The following is a 19,684-nucleotide window of genomic DNA, read 5'->3' on the forward strand; positions in this document are numbered from 1 at the left end:
GCGATCTCTCGTAGCGGGAGGCGAATCATACAGCACCAAGAAGCGCTGTCAACCACCATTTCAACCGCTTGCGATCATTCGATCGTAGCCCTTCCAACACCACCTTAACTACTTAACTCATTGAATCTCAAGGAGTTTGTCGTTCCGATGTCGCTGGAAGTGGGGCGCATTATAAGGGGATTCGAAACCCCGTCAACCTTTAATTTCAATAAACCTTCATATCGCTGAAAAACAAAGCGGGGAGGCCTACCGGCCTCCCCGCTTTAGTCACCGGCCTTAAAGGCTAGGGAATGCAAACTGCGACGCTTCATGGCTGGCACGCTGCGGCCAACGCTGGGTAATCGCCTTGCGACGCGTATAGAAGCGCACCCCGTCAGGGCCATAGGCATGCAGGTCACCGAACAGCGAACGCTTCCAGCCACCAAAGCTGTGATAAGCCACCGGCACCGGCAGCGGCACGTTCACACCCACCATGCCCACTTCGATCTCGTCGCAGAACAGGCGCGCCGCTTCACCGTCACGGGTGAAGATGCAGGTACCGTTGCCATACTCGTGATCATTGATCAGTTGCATGGCCTGCTCCAGGCTGTTCACACGCACCACGCACAGCACCGGGCCGAAGATCTCTTCTTTATAGATGCGCATCTGCGGGGTCACCTTGTCGAACAAAGTACCCCCCACGAAGTAGCCATCTTCATTACCGGCCACACGCAAGCCACGGCCATCCACCACCAGCTTGGCACCAGCAGCAACCCCGTCATCGATGTAACCCACTACCTTGTCACGGGCAGCAGCAGTCACCAGCGGGCCCATGTCCAGGCCGCACGAGGTGCCGGCACCAATCTTCAGCGCCTTGATCTGCGGTTCCAGCTTGGCAATCAGGGCATCGGCTACCTGGTCGCCCACGCACACCGCAACCGAAATAGCCATGCAACGCTCGCCACACGAACCGTAGGCCGCGCCCATCAGTGCGCTTACAGCATTGTCCAGGTCGGCATCCGGCATCAGCACGGCGTGGTTCTTCGCGCCACCCAAGGCTTGCACGCGCTTGCCACGCTTGGTGCCTTCGGCATAGATGTACTCGGCGATCGGGGTTGAACCAACGAAGCTCAGCGCTTTTACTTCTGGCGCTTCGATTAGCGCATCCACCGCTTCCTTGTCACCGTGCACCACGTTGAGGATGCCCTTCGGCAGGCCGGCTTCCAGCAGCAGTTGGGCAATGTACAAGGTCGAGCTTGGGTCACGCTCGGAAGGTTTGAGGATGAACGCGTTACCGCAAGCAATGGCCAGCGGGTACATCCACAGAGGCACCATGGCCGGGAAGTTGAACGGGGTAATGCCAGCAACCACACCCAGCGGCTGGAAGTCGGACCAGGCATCGATATTCGGGCCGACGTTGCGGCTGTACTCGCCCTTCAAAACCTCTGGCGCTGCACAGGCGAACTCGACGTTCTCGATGCCGCGCTTCAGCTCGCCAGCTGCGTCTTCCAGGGTCTTACCATGCTCTTCGCTGATCATCTGCGAAATCTTGGCTTCGTTCTGCTCCAGCAATTGCTTGAAGCGGAACATCACCTGGGCGCGCTTGGCCGGCGGGGTGTTGCGCCAGGCCGGGAAGGCCGCCTTGGCGGAGTCGATCGCTTCCTGCACGGTCGCGCGGCTGGCCAGCTCGACCTTGCGAACAGCCTGGCCGGTGGACGGGTTGAAGACATCAGCGGTGCGTTCTCCCTTGGAAACCAGCTCGCCATGGATCAGGTGCTGAACAATGCTCATGCAAAACTCCAGATAAAGAAGGTAGAGACAGGCGCGCGATACCTGCACGCGCCTGACATCGAAATCGGAAAGATCAGTCGATCAGGTTCAGGTTTTCGCCGACGGCGTCGAACAGGCGATCCAGTTCTTGCGGCGTGGTGTTGAACGTTGGGCCGAACTGCAGAGTGTCGCCCCCGAAGCGTACATAGAAGCCTGCCTTCCACAACTTCATCGCCACTTCGTATGGGCGAACGATGGCATCACCGTCACGGGCGGCGATCTGGATGGCGCCGGCCAAGCCGTAGTTACGGATATCGATGACGTTCTTGGTGCCCTTTACGCCGTGCAGCAACTTCTCGAAGTGCGGCGCCAGCTCGGCAGCGGACTGCACCAGGTTTTCTTTCTGCAGCAGGTCCAGCGCGGCGATACCGGCGGCACAGGCTACCGGGTGCGCCGAGTAGGTGTAGCCGTGCGGGAATTCCACGGCATATTCCGGCGTCGGCTGGTCCATGAAGGTCTGGTAGATCTCGCTGCTGGCGATTACCGCGCCCATCGGGATGGCGCCGTTGGTCACCTGTTTGGCGATGCACATCAGGTCCGGGGTAACGCCGAAGGCTTCCGAGCCGGTCATCGCGCCCATGCGGCCGAAGCCGGTGATCACTTCGTCGAAGATCAGCAGGATGTTGTGCTGGGTGCAGATTTCACGCAGGCGTTTCAGGTAACCCTTCGGCGGTGGCAGCACACCGGCCGAACCTGCCAGCGGCTCGACAATGACCGCAGCAATGTTGGAGGCATCGTGCAGTTCGATCAGCTTGAGCATTTCGTCAGCCAGGGCAATACCGCCCTCTTCTGGCATGCCTTTGGAGAAGGCGTTCACCGGCAACACGGTGTGAGGCAGGTGATCGACGTCCAGCAGTTGGCCAAACATCTTGCGGTTGCCGTTGACACCCCCCAGGCTGGTACCGGCGATGTTCACCCCGTGGTAGCCACGAGCACGGCCGATGATCTTGGTCTTGGTCGCCTGGCCTTTCAGGCGCCAGTAGGCACGTACCATCTTCAGCGCGGTGTCAGCGCATTCGGAACCGGAGTTGGTATAGAAGACATGATTCAGATTGCCCGGCACCAGCTCGGCGATCTTTTCCGCCAGCTGGAACGACAGCGGGTGGCCAAACTGAAACGCGGGGGAATAGTCCAGCGTACCCAGCTGGCGAGTCACCGCTTCAGTGATTTCCTTGCGGGTGTGCCCGGCGCCGCAGGTCCACAGGCCAGACAGGGCGTCAAAGATCTTGCGCCCCTGGTCATCGACCAGGTAGTTGCCTTCGGCCGCCACGATCAGGCGTGGGTCGCGCTGGAAATTGCGGTTGGCGGTGTAGGGCATCCAGTGGGCATCCAGCTTGAGCTGGCTGGCGATACCGGCAGGGGCGGTTTCGGGCATGTTCATCGGCGGTTCCTCGAAAGACGATTAGGCAACGATGGATGTTGTTGCAGCTAAATTGGCACGGCGATAAAGTCGGAAAAAGCCTACATTTCTAATCTTCAGACAGGTCGTGACTAAACTAATGAGCCGACGCCCCGATCCACTCGCTCAAGTCAGCGATTTCGACATCCGCTTGCTGAAGATCTACCGCAGCGTCGTCGAGTGCGGTGGCTTCTCAGCCGCCGAAAACGTACTGGGCATTGGCCGCTCGGCCATCAGCCAGCAGATGAACGACCTCGAACAACGCCTCGGCCTGCGTCTGTGCCAGCGTGGTCGCGCCGGTTTCTCGCTGACCGAGGAAGGCCGCGAGGTCTACCACTCGGCACTGCAGCTGCTCAGTGCTCTGGAGAGCTTCCGCACCGAGGTCAACGGCCTGCACCAGCATTTGCGTGGCGAACTGAACATTGGCCTGACCGACAACCTGGTGACGCTGCCACATATGCGCATCACCCATGCCCTGGCCGAGCTCAAGGATCGTGGCCCGGATGTACGCATCCAGATCCGCATGATCGCCCCCAGCCAGGTCGAGCACGGCGTGCTCGACGGCAGCCTGCACGTGGGCGTAGTGCCGCAGACCAGCCCGTTGTCGGGCTTGGAGTACCAGCCGTTGTACAGCGAACGCTCGCTGCTGTACTGCGCGGTTGGCCATCCGTTGTTCTATGCCGATGACCAGCAAATCGACGACGAGCGCCTCAATAGCCAGGAAGCCATCACCCCCACCTTCCGCCTGCCTGCCGAAATTCAGGCGCATTACCAGGCGCTGAATTGCACGGCCAGCGCTTCGGACCGCGAGGGCATGGCGTTTCTGATCCTGACCGGGCGCTACATCGGCTACCTGCCCGACCACTACGCCACGTTCTGGGTACAACAGGGCCGTTTGCGTGCGCTCAAGCCCCGGCAGCGCTTCTACGACCTGAGCCTGAGCTGGGTTACCCGCAAAGGCCGGCGCCCCAACCTGGTGCTGGAAAGCTTCCTCGAAAGCCTGGCTGCGACACGTTGATGCCAGTCTGTGCCGCAAACGCTTGTCACTTCGGCACAGGCAGGTAATCTTGTCCGACAGCCGCAGCCATTGCCCCGTACGGAATCGTCCATGACCCTAGAAGTCCCTGCGCATCGCCTCTCCGCCTCGGGCAAGCCCGCAGGCCGCATCCGCCAGAAGAACGAACAGGCCATTATCCAGGCCGCCGAAGACGAATTCGCCCGCCATGGTTTCAAGGGCACCAGCATGAACACCATCGCGCTCAAGGCAGGGTTGCCCAAGGCCAACCTGCACTACTACTTCACCAACAAGCTGGGCCTGTACATTGCCGTGCTCAGCAACATCATCGAGTTGTGGGACAGCACGTTCAACGCCTTGAGCGTCGAGGATGACCCCGGCGAAGCCCTGAGCCAGTACATCCGCACCAAGATGGAGTTCTCTCGGCGCAACCCGCAAGCCTCGCGGATTTTCGCCATGGAAGTGATCAGCGGTGGCACCTGCCTGACCGAATACTTCAGTGCCGACTACCGCGAATGGTTCCGCGGCCGGGCTGCAGTGTTCCAGGCCTGGATCGAAGCCGGCAAGATGGACCCTGTCGACCCGGTGCACCTGATCTTCCTGCTCTGGGGCAGCACCCAGCATTACGCCGACTTCGCCACCCAGATCTGCCAGGTGACCGGCCGCAGCCGCCTGACCAAGCAGGACATGGAAGACGCGAGCAACAACCTTATCCACATCATTCTGAAGGGCTGCGGCATCAAGCCGGCTGCCTGACTACTTTTTATGCCTTCTACCCTGCTCGACCTCTGCGAGTACCGCGAGGAAATCCGCAAAAGCCGCTTCATCACCCTCGCCGGGCCAATCAGCAGTGCCGCCGAAGCGATGAGTTTCATCGAACGCCACAGCGACCTTGCCGCCACCCACAACTGCTGGGCCTGGAAACTCGGCGCGCAGTACCGCAGCAGCGATGACGGCGAGCCCGGCGGGACCGCAGGGCGGCCGATCCTGGCGGCCATCGAAGCGCAGGATTGCGACCAGGTGGTGGTTCTGGTGATCCGCTGGTACGGCGGTATCCAGCTGGGTACAGGCGGACTGGCAAGGGCCTATGGCGGCGGCGCCAACAAGTGCCTGCAACAAGCACCCAAACGCCTGCTGGTACAGCGCAGCGAATTCACCTGCAGCTGCAGTTTCAGCGAACTTGCGCTGGTGAAGCTGCGCCTGGCAGAGGTTGACGGCCTGGTCCTGGATGAACAGTTCACCGCCAATGGCGTGGATCTGTTGATTGCCCTGGGTGACGCCCACCTGGCGCCATTGCAGCAGCAACTGGCCGATCTGAGCCGCGGGCGCATTTTGCTCGAAGCGCGCTGAACATTGCCCACAACACCTGTGGGCCTGCCTGTGGATAACCTTGGGGCACTCATTTGCAGCCAGCTATTTTCAAGGCCTGCAGCGTTTTGATCATAAATTGATCACTATTTGATGACAGCCGCAAATTGCTGAAAGCGCTCGAGTTATCCTCAATGCAAGGCCTGGCGGGCCAGCGCGCGAAAGCCTCAGCTTGCACACAATAACTGTGGACCAGCCTGTGGATAACCCGTGCGCTAACAGGCCAGGCGCCCGGCCAGGCAAGGCCCAGGCATAGTTGATCGTTTTTTATACAGCCATAGGCAGGCAGCGACTGCCGCTGTGCATTATCCTCAATACCTTTCTTTGCCACCGACCAACGGAGCGCGCTCACATGGCTAACGCAAAAAACGCACTTATCATCGGCGCCTCGCGGGGGCTTGGCCTGGGCCTGGTACAACGCCTGCACGAAGACGGCTGGAACATCACCGCCACCGTCCGCAACCCGCAGCAGCCAGGTGCCCTGGCGGACGTGCCCGGCGTGCACATCGAGCAGCTGGAGATGAACGACACTGCCCAGCTCGACGGCCTGAAGCTACGCCTTCAAGGCCAGGCATTCGACCTGGTGTTCATCAACGCAGGTGTCATGGGCCCGTTGCCGCAAGACTTGGAGACGGTACAGACCAAAGACATCGGCGACCTGTTCATGACCAACGCCGTGGCGCCGATCCGCGTGGCACGCCGGCTGGTAGGCCAGGTACGCGAGGGCAGCGGTGTTCTGGCGTTCATGAGCTCTATTCTGGGCAGCGTGACCATACCCGACGGCGGTGAAATCTGCCTGTACAAAGCCAGCAAGGCAGCACTGAACTCGATGATCAACAGCTTTGTTGTCGAGCAGCAGCGCCCCGACCTGTGCGTACTGGCCATGCACCCGGGCTGGGTGAAAACCGACATGGGCGGCGAAAACGCCGAAATCGATGTGCTCACCAGCACCCGTGGCATGCTCGAACAGATCAAGGCGCAAAGTGGCAACGGCGGCCTGCGCTTCATCAACTACAAAGGCGAACCCTTGGTCTGGTGATTCACCCGGTCGCGGGCCGGCCGGGCGCATTGCCTGGCCGGTGCCTGTAGAATGGCGGCAACCGTACCTGATTGAGACCCCTTTTTATGTATGACTGGTTGAACGCCCTGCCCAAGGCCGAGCTGCACCTGCACCTGGAGGGCTCGCTGGAGCCCGAGCTGCTGTTCGCCCTGGCCGAGCGCAACAAGATCGCCCTGCCCTGGAACGATGTGGAAACCTTGCGCGGCGCCTACGCCTTCAACAACCTGCAAGAGTTCCTCGACCTGTATTACCAGGGCGCCGATGTGCTGCGTACCGAGCAGGACTTCTACGACCTGACCTGGGCCTACCTGCAACGCTGCAAGGCTCAGAACGTGGTTCACACCGAACCGTTCTTCGACCCGCAGACCCACACTGACCGCGGTATCGCCTTCGAAGTGGTGCTCAACGGTATCAGCCAGGCGCTCAAGGACGGCCGCGAGCAGTTGGGCATCAGCAGTGGCCTGATCCTCAGCTTCCTGCGCCACCTCAGCGAGGATGAGGCGCACAAGACCCTCGACCAGGCCTTGCCGTTCCGCGATGCGTTCATTGCTGTAGGCCTGGACAGCTCGGAGATGGGCCACCCGCCACGCAAGTTCCAGCGTGTGTTCGACCGCGCCCGCAGCGAAGGCTTCGTCGCCGTTGCCCATGCGGGAGAAGAAGGCCCGCCCGAGTACATTTGGGAAGCCCTCGACCTGCTGAAGATCAAGCGTATCGACCATGGCGTGCGCGCCATCGAGGACGAGCGCCTGATGCAGCGCATCATCGAAGAACAGATCCCGCTCACCGTGTGCCCGCTGTCCAACACAAAGCTGTGCGTGTTCGATCACATGAGCCAGCACAACATCCTGGACATGCTCGAGCGTGGCGTGAAAGTCACCGTCAACTCGGACGACCCGGCCTACTTCGGCGGCTATGTCACGGAAAACTTCCACGCCCTGCACACCCACCTGGGCATGACCGAAGACCAAGCCCGTCGCCTGGCGCAGAACAGCCTTGACGCACGTTTGATCTGAGTCGCATGACGACGTTGCGCTCAACCGACCTGCAACGTCGCCACGCGGGCAATGCGATTGATCTGCTGGACGCCCAGCGCCGAAATATGCAAAGCCCGCGTGTCCTCGGCCTCACGTATCCAGCCAGATTGCAAAAACAACCTGAACAAGGCCTGGCCCAGCACGCCCCCAAGGTGCGGGCCCTGGTCATCCCACTCGGTGCAGCGGCAGATCACGCAACCTCGTTGCTGGTGTGGCGCCAGAGCATCGATGTAGACCCCGACCAACGCCAACTGCGCCCGCCCCTCGTCACTGACCATCAACTGTCGACCGCAGCCGTCCAGCCAGCCGGCCACCACCAGGCGATCATACAACTCACTGGCCAAGGCCCCGCCCAGGTGGTCGCCACATCGGCGTGCCCGGCGCATCGACATGGGCAGCGATGATACCGGCGCCTTGGCACGCTCTCCCCGTACGCTTTCCAGCTGTACGCTGGCCAAGGCCTCAACCGCCGCCCCGACCTGAGGGGTTGCCAGGCAGAAGTAGCGTTTACGGCCCCTGGCTTCATGCTTGAGCAAACCGGCCGACGACAGCAACGAGAGGTGCGCGCAGGCCGACGACGAAGTCAGGCCGGTCATTATCGCGAGTTCATTGGCCAACCGTGGCGTGCCATCGATCAATGCCCACAACATGGCACTGCGCTTGGGGTCGGCCATCAGGCTGGCGATTTGGCTGATACTGCTGGCTGCGTTCATGTCCCTGTAACTCCCTGCAAGTTCACTGTGTGGATGCGATTGCCAACCCTGGCAGGGAAGCGCGTCTCGCTGGCACTGGCCTGGTTCGCCAGTATAAGCCGCAGAAAACACCGTTCAGACGACCACGCGCCGACCTACCCAAGGCGAAAACCATTGGGTATGCCTACCCTTGGCACTCAGCGAGGCAGCTTTGGAAAACGGCTCGAACCCAGCCAAACAAGGCCCAGGTACACCCATACAGAAGCACTGAAACATTCTGATAAAAATAGGCTTGCAGCAATTTCAGATACGGCCCACAGCAACCTTCAACAATTAGCGCGCAACAAAGCGAAGGTTCTGGGGAATTGCAGGCTTTGCGCCCAAAGCAGGAAACACCGTCTGGAAAATGTACGCACTTACCGTCAGTCAGGACGCTGAAGCAGTGCCATGGCAGGCTGGTGGGCCAGCGCTACACTTGAGCGGCTCCCCTTCCTGGAGGTATGCCGCGATGAAAATTGTCGTAAGTGCGTCGAGCCGAAACCCCGCCTGCCCCTGGCAAGTCCAGCTCGATCAGCATGTGGTCAGTTTCCGTAGCGAGGCCGAGGCGCGCGCCTTCGTCGCTACGCTGGAAACCCGTCTGCAGGCACCTCACCCGCTCATGCGGGAGCCTTGGCCTGCAAACGTCGGGTCAACAGCGCGACACTGACCACAAGCGCCCCGCACAGGCTGATCACCATTGCCATCGGCACTGCACTGCCATCATGCAGCAGCCCGACCAGCGCCGCCGCACCTGCGGCAACGCTGAACTGCACGCAGCCCATCAGTGCCGAGGCACTGCCGGCCCGCGCACCCTGCCCGCTCATGGCGCAGGCGGAAGCATTGGGAATGATGCAACCAAGGCTGGCGATACAGATGAACAGCGGTATCAGCAGCGGCCACAACTGCGCGGGTCGCAATGCCGCCACGCCCAGCAGCACCAGGCCCGCAACCAGGTACAGCCAAACCGCGCGGGCCAGCAGGAAGGCTGGCCCGCGCCTGGCCAGCAAGCGGGCGTTCACCTGTGCCACCAGAATAAAGCCCGCAGCATTGGTACCGAACAACCAGCCGTAATGCTCGGCGGGCACCCCATACAGCTTGATGAATACGAAGGGCGAACCGGCGATATAGGCAAACATGCCGGCAATAGCGATACCGCCGGTCAACGCATGGCCGAGGAAAGCCCGGTCAGCGAGCAAACGCAGGTACTGGCGCAAGGCGCCAGACAGCGGCTGGCGGGGTATATGCTCAGGCAGGCTTTCAGGCAGACCCAGGCTGACCGCCAGCAGGCAGCCGGCACTGAACAGGCTCAGCGCGAGGAAAATCGACTGCCAGCCGGCCAGGTTCACCAGCACCCCACCCAGCATCGGTGCCAGGATCGGCGCCAGGCCCATGACCAGCATCAGCTGCGAGAACACTTTCGCTGAGGCTACCGGGTCGCACTTGTCGCTGACGATGGCCCGCGACAGCACCATGCCGGCACAACCGCCCAGTGCCTGGACGAAACGCGCCAGTACCAACGTGTCGAGGTTGGGGGCATAGGCACAAGCCAGTGACGCCAGGGTGAACAGGGTCACGCCGAACATCAACGGTAGGCGTCGGCCAAAGCGGTCGGCAACTGGCCCATAGGCCAACTGGCCGATGGACAGGCCGAGGAAGTAGGCAGCCAACGTGGCCTGGACGTGTTTTTCATCGGTAGCGAACGCTCGCGCCATGGCCGGGAAGGCGGGCAGGTAGAAGTCGATCGCCAAAGGCCCAAACGCACTGAGTGCGCCCAGGATGAGCACCATTCGCAGGTTCATCAGGAATCCATAGCAGGCTAAGCAAGTGCATGATTCTACCTGCTGTGGACCCCATCAGTCTGAAAACATTTGCAACACAGTGCCCCTGTGGAGGGCACTGCCAAGTCTTCAGGCAAGTTCGGCCTGATAACCTTCATCCCGAATGGCAGTGAGGATCTGCTCCTGCGCCAGCTCACTCTGCACCCGTACCTGTTTCGCCGCCAGGTCGATCTCGACCTTGGCCGCCGCATCCTGCTCCTGCACCGCGCGGGTCACGGCTTTCACGCAATGGCCGCAGGTCATGCCTTGTACATTGAACACTTGCATGGGTTACCTCCTTCAGGTTTTCCACGAGTCTCAAGCTTGCCATCAGGGCAAGGTCAAGCCCCGCCTGCAACAGCCGGGGTGGAAATCCGCGCCCGCGTCGGCCAAGCTGCGCCTTTGACGATCAAGCAAGCAGGAGATTTTTCATGTTCAGGGCAGCATTGGGCGTCGTCGGGCTACTGGGCGCGCTGGCTGTGGTGCCACCGGCCAGCGCCGAGGGCAACTCGGCCTACAGCGTACTGATCATTTCCCGGGAGCGGCTGGAGGTAGCTACCAGCTGCGAAATCGGCGTGTACCTCAACGACCAGCTTTCCGGGCGCGTATTTCAGGAGCAGTCCACCTCGTTCAACCTGCCGCCGGGCCCTGTGGATGTGCGCCTGCGCCTGCTACCCGGGCAAATGCCGGGTTGCGCCGCAGGCATCGAAGACCAGCGCAGCACGCGTTTGAACCTGCAGGCGGGCCAGATCAACAAATACCGCATCGCCATGGGGCAATATGGGCTGGAGTTGAAGCGAGCCGATCTGGGCTATTGACCTTGCCCGCGTGGCAAGGTTGATGCTGGAGGCCAGTCCAAGGAGGAGAGCCATGCCCGCATCCACCACTTACGACCTGCCGATCACCGGCATGACCTGTGCCAGCTGTGCTGGCCGGGTCGAACGCGCCCTGCGCAAGGTCACAGGCGCTGAACAGGTCAGCGTAAACCTCACCACTGAAAAAGCCCGGGTTCTGGCCCCGGCCGACAGCCTGCCGGCGTTGGTCGACGCCGTGCGCGAAGCCGGTTACGGCGTGCCCACCCGCACCCTCGAACTGCAGATCGGCGGCATGACCTGCGCCAGCTGTGTCGGCCGTGTAGAGCGCGCCCTCGGCAAATTGCCCGGCGTCGAGCAGGTCAGCGTGAACCTGGCCAGCGAACGCGCGCACCTCGAAGTGCTCACAGCCCTCGATGACAACCTGCTGATCGACGCCGTACAAAAGGCCGGCTACAGCGCCAGCCTGCCGCAATCTGCCAGGGACGAGCAAAGCGCTGCCCAGCACCGCCTGCGCAACGAGCGCCTGGCGGTCGGCGCAGCCTTGCTGTTGGCCCTGCCGCTGGTATTGCCAATGCTGGTACAACCGTTCGGCCTGCACTGGATGCTGCCTGCCTGGGCGCAATTCCTGCTGGCCACGCCGGTGCAATTCATTCTTGGGGCACGCTTCTACGTAGCCGCCTGGAAGGCCGTGCGCGCCGGTGCCGGCAACATGGACCTGCTGGTGGCCCTGGGCACCAGTGCCGGCTATGGCCTTAGCCTGTACCAATGGGCGCAGGCCCCCGCCGGCATGGCCCCGCACCTGTACTTCGAAGCCTCCGCCGTGGTGATTGCCCTGGTATTGCTGGGCAAGTACCTGGAAAGCCGCGCCAAGCGCCAAACCGCCAGCGCCATCCGCGCCCTCGAAGCCTTGCGCCCGGAACGAGCCGTGCGCGTGGTCGATGGCCAGGAGGAGGACGTGGCAATCGCCCAGTTGCGCCTGGGCGACCTGGTCCTGGTAAAGCCCGGCGAGCGTTTCCCGGTCGATGGCGTGGTCGAAGATGGCAGCAGCCACGCCGATGAGGCCCTGATCAGCGGCGAGAGCCTGCCAGTGCCCAAGCAACCCGGCGACAGCGTCACCGGTGGCGCTATCAACGGCGAAGGCCGGTTGCTGGTCCGTACCCAGGCACTGGGCACCGAGACCGTGCTGGCACGCATCATCCGCCTGGTGGAAGACGCCCAGGCCGCCAAAGCGCCAATCCAGAAGCTGGTCGACCGGGTCAGCCAGGTATTCGTCCCGGCTGTACTGGTGCTGGCGCTGATCACCCTGATCGGCTGGTGGCTGGCCGGTGCACCACTGGAAACCGCGCTGATCAACGCCGTTGCCGTGCTGGTCATCGCCTGCCCCTGCGCCCTCGGCCTGGCCACGCCCGCAGCGATCATGGCCGGCACCGGGGTCGCCGCCCGCCATGGCATCTTGATCAAGGATGCCGAAGCCCTGGAGCGGGCCCATGCGGTCAACCGCGTGGTCTTCGACAAGACCGGCACCCTTACCTCCGGCAGCCCGCGCGTGGTTCACAGTCAGGCACAGGACGGCAGCAGTGCCGAGCTGCACCGCCTGGCCGGCGCCCTGCAGCGCGGCAGTGAACACCCGCTGGCCAAGGCGGTACTGCAGGCGTGCGCCGAACAGGGGCTGGACGTGCCCGAGGTTGCCGACAGCCAATCGCTGACCGGGCGCGGCATTGCCGGGCGTGTCGAGGGCCGTGAGCTGGCGCTGGGCAACCGCCGCCTGCTAGACGAGAGCGCTCTGCAGCCTGGTGAGCTGGCCTCCAAGGCCCAGGCCTGGGAAGCCGAAGGGCGCACCCTGTCATGGCTGATCGAACGCGGCAGGCAACCGCGCGTGCTGGGCCTGTTCGCCTTTGGTGACAGCCTCAAGCCCGGCGCCGCGCAAGCCATCGACACCCTGCATGCACAGCACATCAGCAGCCACCTGCTGACCGGTGACAACCGTGGCAGCGCCAAGGTGGTGGCCGATGCCCTGGGCATCGACGATGTGCATGCCGAAGTGCTGCCGGCCGATAAGGCCGCGACGGTGACGGCACTCAAGCGCGACGGTGTGGTTGCCATGGTCGGCGATGGCATCAACGATGCACCCGCGCTGGCCGCTGCCGACATCGGCATCGCCATGGGTGGCGGCACCGACGTGGCCATGCAGGCCGCCGGCATCACCCTGATGCGTGGCGACCCGCGCCTGGTGCCCGCCGCGCTGGAAATCAGCCGCAAGACCTACGCGAAGATCCGCCAGAACCTGTTCTGGGCTTTCATCTACAACTTGATCGGCATCCCGCTGGCCGCGCTGGGTTACCTCAACCCGGTACTGGCCGGTGCCGCCATGGCCCTGTCCAGCGTCAGCGTGGTCAGTAACGCGCTGTGGCTCAAGGCGTGGAAACCCACCAGTAGCAGCACCCAGGAGGCGCCATGAACATCGGCCAGGCCGCCCGCCGCAGCGGGCTCAGCACCAAGATGATTCGTTACTACGAGTCCATCGGCCTGCTCAAACCAGCCACACGCAGCGATAGCGGCTACCGCTTGTACCAGGCGCAAGACCTGCACAGCCTGGCCTTCATCAAGCGCTCCCGCGACCTGGGCTTTTCCCTTGAGGAGGTCGGCAAGCTGCTGACCCTGTGGCAAGACCGCCAGCGTGCCAGTGCCGACGTGAAGGCACTGGCGATACAGCACATCGATGAACTGAACCGGCGCATCGAGGAGCTGGTGAGCCTGCGCGATACCCTTGGCGAGCTGGTGTCGCACTGCCAAGGGGATGACCGCCCGGACTGCCCGATCCTCAAGGACCTGGCCAATGGCGCTACCGGCAACTGCTGTCACTGAGCGATCAAAAGCGTTTGGTATGCCAAAAGCGTCCAAACGCGACCGAATAGTCACCAAACACGACTTTGTCCAATAAATACAGGGGTTCTGGCTTCATAAAACCCGGATGCTGCCGATGCACTGGCTACCTGCCTCGTGGGTCGACAATAAAAAATTCCGGGAGCGTCGATGAGCATCAAACAGAAACTGACCTGGGCATTCGCGGTCATCGCCGGCTTGCCCATCGTCCTAGTGGCCACTCTGGTGGTCCTCAACCTGCGTGGCGAAGCCCGCGATGGATTCCTCGACGGTAGCAGCCGGGAAATCCGCCAGGTCAGCAACGCGATGAACATCTTCTTCCAGGGCATCAACCAGAACGTCGAGTACCTGGCTTCCCAGCCAATGGTCGCTGCCACGGGCAGCGAGCTGAACAAGTACATGAGCGCCACCCCGTCCTACGAACTGGGCGAACAGGCCAGCAAGCTCCTCGAATTCATGACCCGCCTGGCCAACTCGCACCCCGCTTATGCCTACCTGTCCTACGGCGTGAATGACGGCGGCTACACGGGCTGGCCGGCCGGGCAGAAGTTCGTCAACTACGACCCACGCACCCGCCCCTGGTACCAACTGGCCATGGCCAACCCAGGCAAGACCGTGCGCACCGGCGCTTACTACTGGGCCGCCGACGACGCGGTGCTGGTCAGCACCGTGCGCGCCGTGGCCAACCAGCTGGGCAACCCCGGCGGCGTGGTCAACATCGATGTTTCCCTCAAGGGCCTGACCGAGATCGTCAAGCAGATCAAGCTGGGCGAAAGTGGCTACCTGATGCTGGTAGAAAGCAACGGTAACGTGATGGTCGACCCGCGCGATGCAGGCCACAACTTCAAGCAACTGGCGAGTTTTGGCGACGGTTACGCCGAGCTGGCCAAGGCCGGCAAAGGCCTGGTCGAGGTCGAGCTCAATGGCGTACGCTACATGGCCAACGTCTACCCCGACGAGCAACTGGGCTGGACCTTCATCGGCCTGATCGAACAAAGCGAGGTGATGCAGACCACCACCCGCCTGACCTGGCTGATCGGCGTCATCGCCGTGGTGCTGGCCGTGCTGTTCGCCGTGGTCGGTGCGGCCTTCGCCAAACTGATCGTGCGCCCGATCAACAGTGTCACCAATGGCCTGGAAGACATTGCCCAAGGTGAAGGCGACCTGACCCGCAACCTGGAAATCCGCGGCCGCGACGAAACCGCGCAATTGGCCAGCTGGTTCAACCAATTCCTCGGCGCCATTCGCAGCCTGATCCAGCACATCGGCGCTGCCGCCAGCAAGATCCTCAGCACCTCCAGCAGCTCGACCCGCGTCTCCAGCGACATGGCCGAGGCCGCCGGCCGTCAGCGCGAAGCCGTGGACATGGTGTCCACTGCCTTCCACGAGATGGTCGCCACCGCCAACGAAGTAGCGCGGTCTTGCAGCCAGGCGGCGCAGTCGGCCGACAGCGGCCAGCAGCAAGCCCGCGAAGGCCAGCAACAGATCGATGCCGCGGTAAGCAGCGTGGACCGCCTGAGCCACGAGATCGAGCAGTCGGCGCAGTCGATCCAGCAATTGGAGCGTGACAGCAACGCCATCCAGTCGATCCTCGGCACCATCCGCTCCATTGCCGAACAGACCAACCTGCTGGCCCTGAACGCGGCCATCGAAGCAGCTCGTGCCGGTGAGCAGGGACGTGGCTTTGCCGTGGTGGCCGACGAAGTGCGGGCCCTGGCCAAGCGCACTGCCGACTCCACCGCCGAAATCGACGGTTTGCTGGGCAACCTGGCCAGCCGCACTGCCGAAGTGGCCGAACAGATGCATGCCAGCCTGGAAGTTTCGCAGCAGTCGGTGAGCCGTATCGGCCTGGCCCGCGACAGCTTCGGGCAGATCCGTGAGTCGGTGGACGTGATCCGCGACATGAACACGCAGATCGCCACGGCGGCCGAAGAACAGCACCAGGTGGCCGAGGACATCAACCGCCACATCAGCCAGATTCACGGCGATGCGCAACTGGTGGCCGAACTGGCCCAGGCGGCGCGTCAGGACTCCGAGAGCCTGGCCGGGCTGTCCAATGAACTGGACACGCTGGTGCGCAGGTTCCGCACCTGATGCATTGCCTGTGCCGGCCTCTTCGCAGCTAATGCCGCGAAGAGACCGGCACCGGCAACCGAGCACTAAAGTTTCAGCTCGCCCGGGGTCGCCCCAAACAACTGCTTGAACGCCGCAATGTAGGCCGATGTGGAGTCATACCCACACCCCAGCGCCGCCTCGGTCACATTCTCCCCCGCCTCCAGTAGCGCCAGCGAAGACAGCAACCGCATGCGCTGCCGCCAATTGCGAAAGCTCAACCCGGTCTCCCGCTGGAACAGCCGCATCAGCGTCTTCTCCGAACACCCCAGCTCGCGCGCCCATTGCTGCAAGGTCTGCGGCTGGTCCGGCGCGGCGATCAAGCCATTGCACAGCGCCAGCAAGCCAGGGTGGCGTGGCAAGGGCAGTGAAAAACCGACTTCCGGCAACGTGCGCAACTGGTCGAGCAGCACCGCCACCAAGCGCGCCTCGGCACTGTCACCCTCCGGGTAATCCGCCGGCAACAGGCAAAACTGCTTGATCAGTTCGCGTGCCAGTGGTGTCACCTCAAGCACCCGGCATTGCTCAGGCGCCCATGGGCAGGCATCGCGGCGCACATACAGGCTGCGCATCTCGGCTTGCATCGAAGTGACCACTTCATGCTCGGCATCGGCAGGGATCCACACCCCCCACTGTGGCGGGGCAAAGTAGCTGCCGTCACGCGTGTACACGCCGAGTACGCCGCTGATCGCGTAGGAAAACTGCACCCAGTCGTGCTGGTGGCGGGTGGTCCAGGAACCGGCACCAAGGCTTTCGGCACGGGCGTAGAGGGGCCTGGGCAGGTGGTCCAGCGCCGGAATAGCGCGGGGATGACCGATAATCGGCATGGCGGCTTCTTGTAGTTCTGACCAGACAAGCCTAACAGCTGGCATCGTCTCGATGTTCAACCTGTGTCATCGCTCGACGATTACCGTCACCCCCTGCCCACCTGCCGCACAGATCGAAATCAGCCCACGCCCCTTCCCCGCCGTCGCCAGCAACTTGGCCAGGTTGGCCAATATCCGCCCCCCGGTCGCCGCAAATGGATGCCCGGCCGCCAGCGAACTGCCCTTGACGTTGAGCTTGCTGCGGTCGATCGCCCCAAGCGGCGTCTCCAGCCCCAACCGCTCGCGGCAAAAATCGACATCCTCCCAGGCCTTCAGCGTGCACAGCACCTGGGCAGCAAAGGCTTCGTGGATTTCGTAGTAATCGAAGTCCTGCAGTGCCAGGCCATTGCGCGCCAGCAAGCGTGGCACAGCGTACACCGGCGCCATCAATAACCCTTCGCGGCCCGTGACGAAATCTACCGCTGCGGTTTCCCCATCGACCAAATAGGCGAGCACCGGCAACCCCTGCTGCTGCGCCCACGCCTCGCTGCCTAACAGCACCAGCGAAGCACCATCGGTCAACGGCGTGGAGTTACCCGCCGTCAGGGTGCCTTGCCCACTGCGGTCAAAGGCAGGTTTAAGCCTGGCCAACTGCTCAAGGCCAAGGTCCGGGCGCAGGTTGTTGTCCCGAGTCAGCGAGAGAAACGGCGTTAGCAGGTCGTCCTGCCAACCCTCGGCATAGGCCGCAGCCAGCTTCTGATGACTGAGCAGCGCCAGCTCGTCCTGCTCGGCGCGACCAATGCGCCAGGCTTGGGCCATGCGCTCGCAATGCTCGCCCATCGACAACCCCGTGCGCGGTTCGCCATTGCGCGGTAACTCGGGCTTCAGGTGATGAGGCCGCAGTTTCAAGAAGGGCTTGAGCCGCTCGCCCAGGCTCTTGCCACGGTTGGCCTGCAGCAGGATATGGCGCAGGCCTTCGTTGACGGCAATGGGTGCATCGGAGGTGGTATCCACACCGCCGGCAATACCGCAGTCGATCTGCCCCAGGGCAATTTTGTTGGCCACCAGCAGCGCTGCCTCCAGCCCGGTGCCGCAGGCTTGCTGGATGTCATAGGCCGGTGTCTGCGGGGACAGGCGCGACCCCAGCACACATTCGCGGGTCAGGTTCATGTCGCGTGAGTGCTTCAGCACTGCGCCAGCCACCACCTCACCCAGGCGCTGCCCATGCAGGCGATAGCGCTCGACCAACCCTTCGAGCGCGACGGTGAGCATCGCCTGGTTGCTGGCCGTGGCGTAGGCGCCATTGGCGCGGGCGAAGGGGATTCGGTTGCCGCCCAGGATCGCGACCCGGCGAGATGAACGCATGCGCTAGCTCCTCCTGAAACAATTTGATCCGTACAGCCTAGGTGTTTTTACCGTATTCGAACGACCCTGCCACAAAGTTGGTCCACACTTTCAAGCTTGCCTTTCAGGAGACCACCCATGAGCGATCGCTACCTCGGTTTTGCCAACTCCAATCTCGGCCGTCGCCTCGTGGATGCCCTTGGCCTGCCACGTCCGGCGCCGCTGGAGCGCTGGCAAGCTGGCCGCCTGCGCCCGGTGGAAGGCGCCCTGGTATTGGGTGGCGGGCCTCTGGCGAGCCAGGTCGAAGCCATCGCCCCGTGCCTGACCGACGAGGTCTACAGCTTCAATGCCGACAACCTGCAGGCTGAAGCCTGGGTGGCCGGCCTGGGGCCGAAAATCAAGGCTGTGGTGTTCGATGCCAGTCATTTGTCCGACAGCGATGCACTGAAGCAGTTGCGCGAATTTTTCCAGCCGCTGTTGCGCAGCCTGGCACCGTGTGCCCATGTACTGGTGCTTGGCCGTGCACCAGAAGGCCTCGACAACCCGTTGGCCAGCGTTGCTCAACGCGCCCTCGAAGGCTTCAGCCGCTCGCTGGCCAAGGAGCTGCGCAACGGCGCGACCGCCCAATTGTTGTATGTCGCCCCCGATGCCGAGAACCAGCTGGAAGGCGCCCTGCGCTTCTTTCTCTCGCCCAAGAGTGCCTTCATCTCGGGCCAGGTATTGCGCATGGGGGCTTGTGCCAGTCAGGTCGAGGACTGGACCCGCCCATTGGGGGGCCGCCGCGCTCTGATCACCGGCGCCGCACGCGGTATCGGCGCTGCCATAGCTGAAACCCTGGCCCGCGATGGCGCCGAGGTGCTACTGCTCGATGTGCCCCAAGCCAGCCAAGACCTCGACGCCCTCGCGGCACGCCTAGGCGGCAAGGCACTGCCACTGGATATCTGCGCCAGCGACGCGGCAGCGCAACTGGTTGCGGCCCTGCCCGACGGCATCGACATCGTAGTGCACAACGCAGGTATCACCCGCGACAAGACGCTGGCCAACATGACGCCGGAATACTGGGACGCAGTGCTGGCCGTCAACCTCAAGGCCCCGCAGTTGCTGACCCAGGCGCTGTATGACAACGGCGCGCTGGGGGAAAACGCACGCATCACCCTGCTGGCATCGGTCAGCGGTATTGCCGGGAACCGTGGGCAGGCCAACTATGCCGCCAGCAAGGCAGGGCTGATTGGCCTGGCCCAGGCCTGGGCGCCGCGGCTCGCCGAGCGCGGTGGCAGCATCAACGCAGTGGCCCCCGGCTTTATCGAAACCCATATGACTGCAGCCATGCCCATGGGCCTGCGCGAGGCCGGGCGACGCTTGAGTTCACTGGGCCAGGGCGGGCGCCCGCAAGATGTCGCCGAAGCCATTGCCTGGCTCAGCCAGCCGGGCTCAGGGGCTGTCAACGGCCAGGTGCTGCGCGTTTGCGGCCAGGCATTGATGGGGGCTTGA

At 62.9% G+C, this 19,684-nt stretch carries 18 protein-coding genes and 2 pseudogenes; 12 read left to right on the plus strand and 8 right to left on the minus strand.

What is annotated here, in order from left to right; translation table 11 throughout:
* Nucleotides 1-276: 276 nt before the first annotated feature.
* Both DM807_RS05525 and aptA read right to left on the minus strand, forming a co-directional pair.
* A complete protein-coding gene (locus DM807_RS05525; RefSeq protein ID WP_012270363.1) occupies nt 277-1,770 on the minus strand; it encodes a CoA-acylating methylmalonate-semialdehyde dehydrogenase in 1,494 nt (497 codons plus the stop codon).
* Between the two features lie 73 nt (nt 1,771-1,843).
* Nucleotides 1,844-3,190: an omega-aminotransferase AptA gene (gene aptA, locus DM807_RS05530; protein WP_012270362.1), complete on the minus strand. Its 1,347-nt coding sequence runs from the start codon at nt 3,188-3,190 to the stop codon at nt 1,844-1,846.
* Between the two features lie 118 nt (nt 3,191-3,308).
* Here aptA and DM807_RS05535 point away from each other — a divergent pair, with 118 nt between their 5' ends.
* The 5 genes from DM807_RS05535 to DM807_RS05555 all read left to right on the plus strand — a co-directional run bounded on the left by DM807_RS05535 (nt 3,309) and on the right by DM807_RS05555 (nt 7,664).
* Nucleotides 3,309-4,226 carry a LysR family transcriptional regulator gene (locus DM807_RS05535; protein ID WP_012270361.1) on the plus strand — a complete coding sequence of 306 codons (918 nt, stop codon included), beginning with the start codon at nt 3,309-3,311 and terminating at the stop codon, nt 4,224-4,226.
* 90 nt (nt 4,227-4,316) lie between these two features.
* On the plus strand, nt 4,317-4,979 hold the full coding sequence (locus DM807_RS05540; protein WP_012270360.1) for a TetR/AcrR family transcriptional regulator: 663 nt from the start codon (nt 4,317-4,319) through the stop codon (nt 4,977-4,979).
* 9 nt (nt 4,980-4,988) lie between these two features.
* Nucleotides 4,989-5,573 carry an IMPACT family protein gene (locus DM807_RS05545; RefSeq protein ID WP_012270359.1) on the plus strand — a complete coding sequence of 195 codons (585 nt, stop codon included), beginning with the start codon at nt 4,989-4,991 and terminating at the stop codon, nt 5,571-5,573.
* 370 nt (nt 5,574-5,943) lie between these two features.
* Nucleotides 5,944-6,630, plus strand: coding sequence for an SDR family oxidoreductase (locus tag DM807_RS05550; protein ID WP_012270358.1), 687 nt, complete (start codon nt 5,944-5,946; stop codon nt 6,628-6,630).
* Between the two features lie 86 nt (nt 6,631-6,716).
* The gene (locus DM807_RS05555; RefSeq protein ID WP_012270357.1) at nt 6,717-7,664 is read left to right on the plus strand and encodes an adenosine deaminase; all 948 of its coding nucleotides are present in this window, start codon (nt 6,717-6,719) and stop codon (nt 7,662-7,664) included.
* A gap of 20 nt (nt 7,665-7,684) precedes the next feature.
* Here DM807_RS05555 and DM807_RS05560 read toward each other — a convergent pair whose 3' ends face one another.
* Complete coding sequence (locus DM807_RS05560; RefSeq protein ID WP_060494584.1) at nt 7,685-8,398, minus strand: ArsR/SmtB family transcription factor; 714 nt, start codon at nt 8,396-8,398, stop codon at nt 7,685-7,687.
* Nucleotides 8,399-8,885: 487 nt separating this feature from the next.
* Here DM807_RS05560 and DM807_RS27650 point away from each other — a divergent pair, with 487 nt between their 5' ends.
* Nucleotides 8,886-9,083: a hypothetical protein gene (locus tag DM807_RS27650; RefSeq protein ID WP_071984764.1), complete on the plus strand. Its 198-nt coding sequence runs from the start codon at nt 8,886-8,888 to the stop codon at nt 9,081-9,083.
* On the opposite strand, the gene DM807_RS05565 is transcribed toward DM807_RS27650, so the two are convergent.
* Nucleotides 9,034-10,215, minus strand: a complete 1,182-nt coding sequence (locus tag DM807_RS05565; RefSeq protein WP_179027141.1) for a multidrug effflux MFS transporter — start codon at nt 10,213-10,215, stop codon at nt 9,034-9,036. The genes DM807_RS27650 and DM807_RS05565 overlap by 50 nt on opposite strands.
* A gap of 108 nt (nt 10,216-10,323) precedes the next feature.
* Complete coding sequence (locus DM807_RS05570) at nt 10,324-10,521, minus strand: heavy-metal-associated domain-containing protein (protein WP_012270354.1); 198 nt, start codon at nt 10,519-10,521, stop codon at nt 10,324-10,326.
* A 143-nt stretch (nt 10,522-10,664) separates the two neighbouring features.
* On the opposite strand from DM807_RS05570, the gene DM807_RS05575 reads away from it, so the two are divergent.
* From DM807_RS05575 to DM807_RS28060, 5 genes and pseudogenes are all read left to right on the plus strand, one after another.
* On the plus strand, nt 10,665-11,051 hold the full coding sequence (locus tag DM807_RS05575; protein ID WP_012270353.1) for a hypothetical protein: 387 nt from the start codon (nt 10,665-10,667) through the stop codon (nt 11,049-11,051).
* 52 nt (nt 11,052-11,103) lie between these two features.
* Nucleotides 11,104-13,506, plus strand: coding sequence for a heavy metal translocating P-type ATPase (locus DM807_RS05580; protein WP_060494585.1), 2,403 nt, complete (start codon nt 11,104-11,106; stop codon nt 13,504-13,506).
* Nucleotides 13,503-13,913: a Cu(I)-responsive transcriptional regulator gene (gene cueR / locus DM807_RS05585; protein WP_012270351.1), complete on the plus strand. Its 411-nt coding sequence runs from the start codon at nt 13,503-13,505 to the stop codon at nt 13,911-13,913. Before DM807_RS05580 ends, cueR begins: the two co-directional genes overlap by 4 nt.
* 324 nt (nt 13,914-14,237) lie before the next feature.
* Nucleotides 14,238-15,167, plus strand: a pseudogene (locus tag DM807_RS28055) (HAMP domain-containing protein); the annotation flags it as partial.
* A gap of 129 nt (nt 15,168-15,296) precedes the next feature.
* A complete protein-coding gene (locus tag DM807_RS28060; RefSeq protein ID WP_371040047.1) occupies nt 15,297-16,025 on the plus strand; it encodes a methyl-accepting chemotaxis protein in 729 nt (242 codons plus the stop codon).
* Here DM807_RS28060 and DM807_RS28065 read toward each other — a convergent pair.
* The 3 genes and pseudogenes from DM807_RS28065 to DM807_RS05600 form a co-directional block, all read right to left on the minus strand.
* A pseudogene (locus tag DM807_RS28065) lies at nt 16,006-16,053 on the minus strand (hypothetical protein); the annotation flags it as partial. The gene DM807_RS28060 and the pseudogene DM807_RS28065 overlap by 20 nt on opposite strands.
* A gap of 37 nt (nt 16,054-16,090) precedes the next feature.
* Nucleotides 16,091-16,870 carry an AraC family transcriptional regulator gene (locus DM807_RS05595; RefSeq protein WP_060493796.1) on the minus strand — a complete coding sequence of 260 codons (780 nt, stop codon included), beginning with the start codon at nt 16,868-16,870 and terminating at the stop codon, nt 16,091-16,093.
* A 66-nt stretch (nt 16,871-16,936) separates the two neighbouring features.
* Nucleotides 16,937-18,214 carry an acetyl-CoA C-acetyltransferase gene (locus DM807_RS05600; RefSeq protein WP_179027142.1) on the minus strand — a complete coding sequence of 426 codons (1,278 nt, stop codon included), beginning with the start codon at nt 18,212-18,214 and terminating at the stop codon, nt 16,937-16,939.
* 117 nt (nt 18,215-18,331) lie between these two features.
* Here DM807_RS05600 and DM807_RS05605 point away from each other — a divergent pair, with 117 nt between their 5' ends.
* Complete coding sequence (locus DM807_RS05605; RefSeq protein ID WP_179027143.1) at nt 18,332-19,684, plus strand: 3-oxoacyl-ACP reductase; 1,353 nt, start codon at nt 18,332-18,334, stop codon at nt 19,682-19,684.

Source organism: Pseudomonas hunanensis, assembly GCF_013393325.1.
Lineage (GTDB): Bacteria > Pseudomonadota > Gammaproteobacteria > Pseudomonadales > Pseudomonadaceae > Aquipseudomonas > Aquipseudomonas putida_P.

Excerpts from the sequence above, each read along its gene's own strand:
- DM807_RS05565 (WP_179027141.1), bottom strand. The coding sequence starts at position 10,215 with ATGAACCTGCGAATGGTGCTCATCCTGGGCGCACTCAGTGCGTTTGGG.
- DM807_RS28060 (WP_371040047.1), top strand. The coding sequence starts at position 15,297 with ATGGTGTCCACTGCCTTCCACGAGATGGTCGCCACCGCCAACGAAGTA.
- DM807_RS05555 (WP_012270357.1), top strand. The coding sequence starts at position 6,717 with ATGTATGACTGGTTGAACGCCCTGCCCAAGGCCGAGCTGCACCTGCAC.
- DM807_RS05600 (WP_179027142.1), bottom strand. The coding sequence starts at position 18,214 with ATGCGTTCATCTCGCCGGGTCGCGATCCTGGGCGGCAACCGAATCCCC.
- DM807_RS05560 (WP_060494584.1), bottom strand. The coding sequence starts at position 8,398 with ATGAACGCAGCCAGCAGTATCAGCCAAATCGCCAGCCTGATGGCCGAC.
- DM807_RS05540 (WP_012270360.1), top strand. The coding sequence starts at position 4,317 with ATGACCCTAGAAGTCCCTGCGCATCGCCTCTCCGCCTCGGGCAAGCCC.
- DM807_RS05535 (WP_012270361.1), top strand. The coding sequence starts at position 3,309 with ATGAGCCGACGCCCCGATCCACTCGCTCAAGTCAGCGATTTCGACATC.
- DM807_RS27650 (WP_071984764.1), top strand. The coding sequence starts at position 8,886 with ATGAAAATTGTCGTAAGTGCGTCGAGCCGAAACCCCGCCTGCCCCTGG.
- DM807_RS05580 (WP_060494585.1), top strand. The coding sequence starts at position 11,104 with ATGCCCGCATCCACCACTTACGACCTGCCGATCACCGGCATGACCTGT.
- DM807_RS05545 (WP_012270359.1), top strand. The coding sequence starts at position 4,989 with ATGCCTTCTACCCTGCTCGACCTCTGCGAGTACCGCGAGGAAATCCGC.
- DM807_RS05595 (WP_060493796.1), bottom strand. The coding sequence starts at position 16,870 with ATGCCGATTATCGGTCATCCCCGCGCTATTCCGGCGCTGGACCACCTG.
- DM807_RS05570 (WP_012270354.1), bottom strand. The coding sequence starts at position 10,521 with ATGCAAGTGTTCAATGTACAAGGCATGACCTGCGGCCATTGCGTGAAA.
- DM807_RS05575 (WP_012270353.1), top strand. The coding sequence starts at position 10,665 with ATGTTCAGGGCAGCATTGGGCGTCGTCGGGCTACTGGGCGCGCTGGCT.
- cueR (WP_012270351.1), top strand. The coding sequence starts at position 13,503 with ATGAACATCGGCCAGGCCGCCCGCCGCAGCGGGCTCAGCACCAAGATG.
- DM807_RS05605 (WP_179027143.1), top strand. The coding sequence starts at position 18,332 with ATGAGCGATCGCTACCTCGGTTTTGCCAACTCCAATCTCGGCCGTCGC.
- DM807_RS05525 (WP_012270363.1), bottom strand. The coding sequence starts at position 1,770 with ATGAGCATTGTTCAGCACCTGATCCATGGCGAGCTGGTTTCCAAGGGA.
- DM807_RS05550 (WP_012270358.1), top strand. The coding sequence starts at position 5,944 with ATGGCTAACGCAAAAAACGCACTTATCATCGGCGCCTCGCGGGGGCTT.
- aptA (WP_012270362.1), bottom strand. The coding sequence starts at position 3,190 with ATGAACATGCCCGAAACCGCCCCTGCCGGTATCGCCAGCCAGCTCAAG.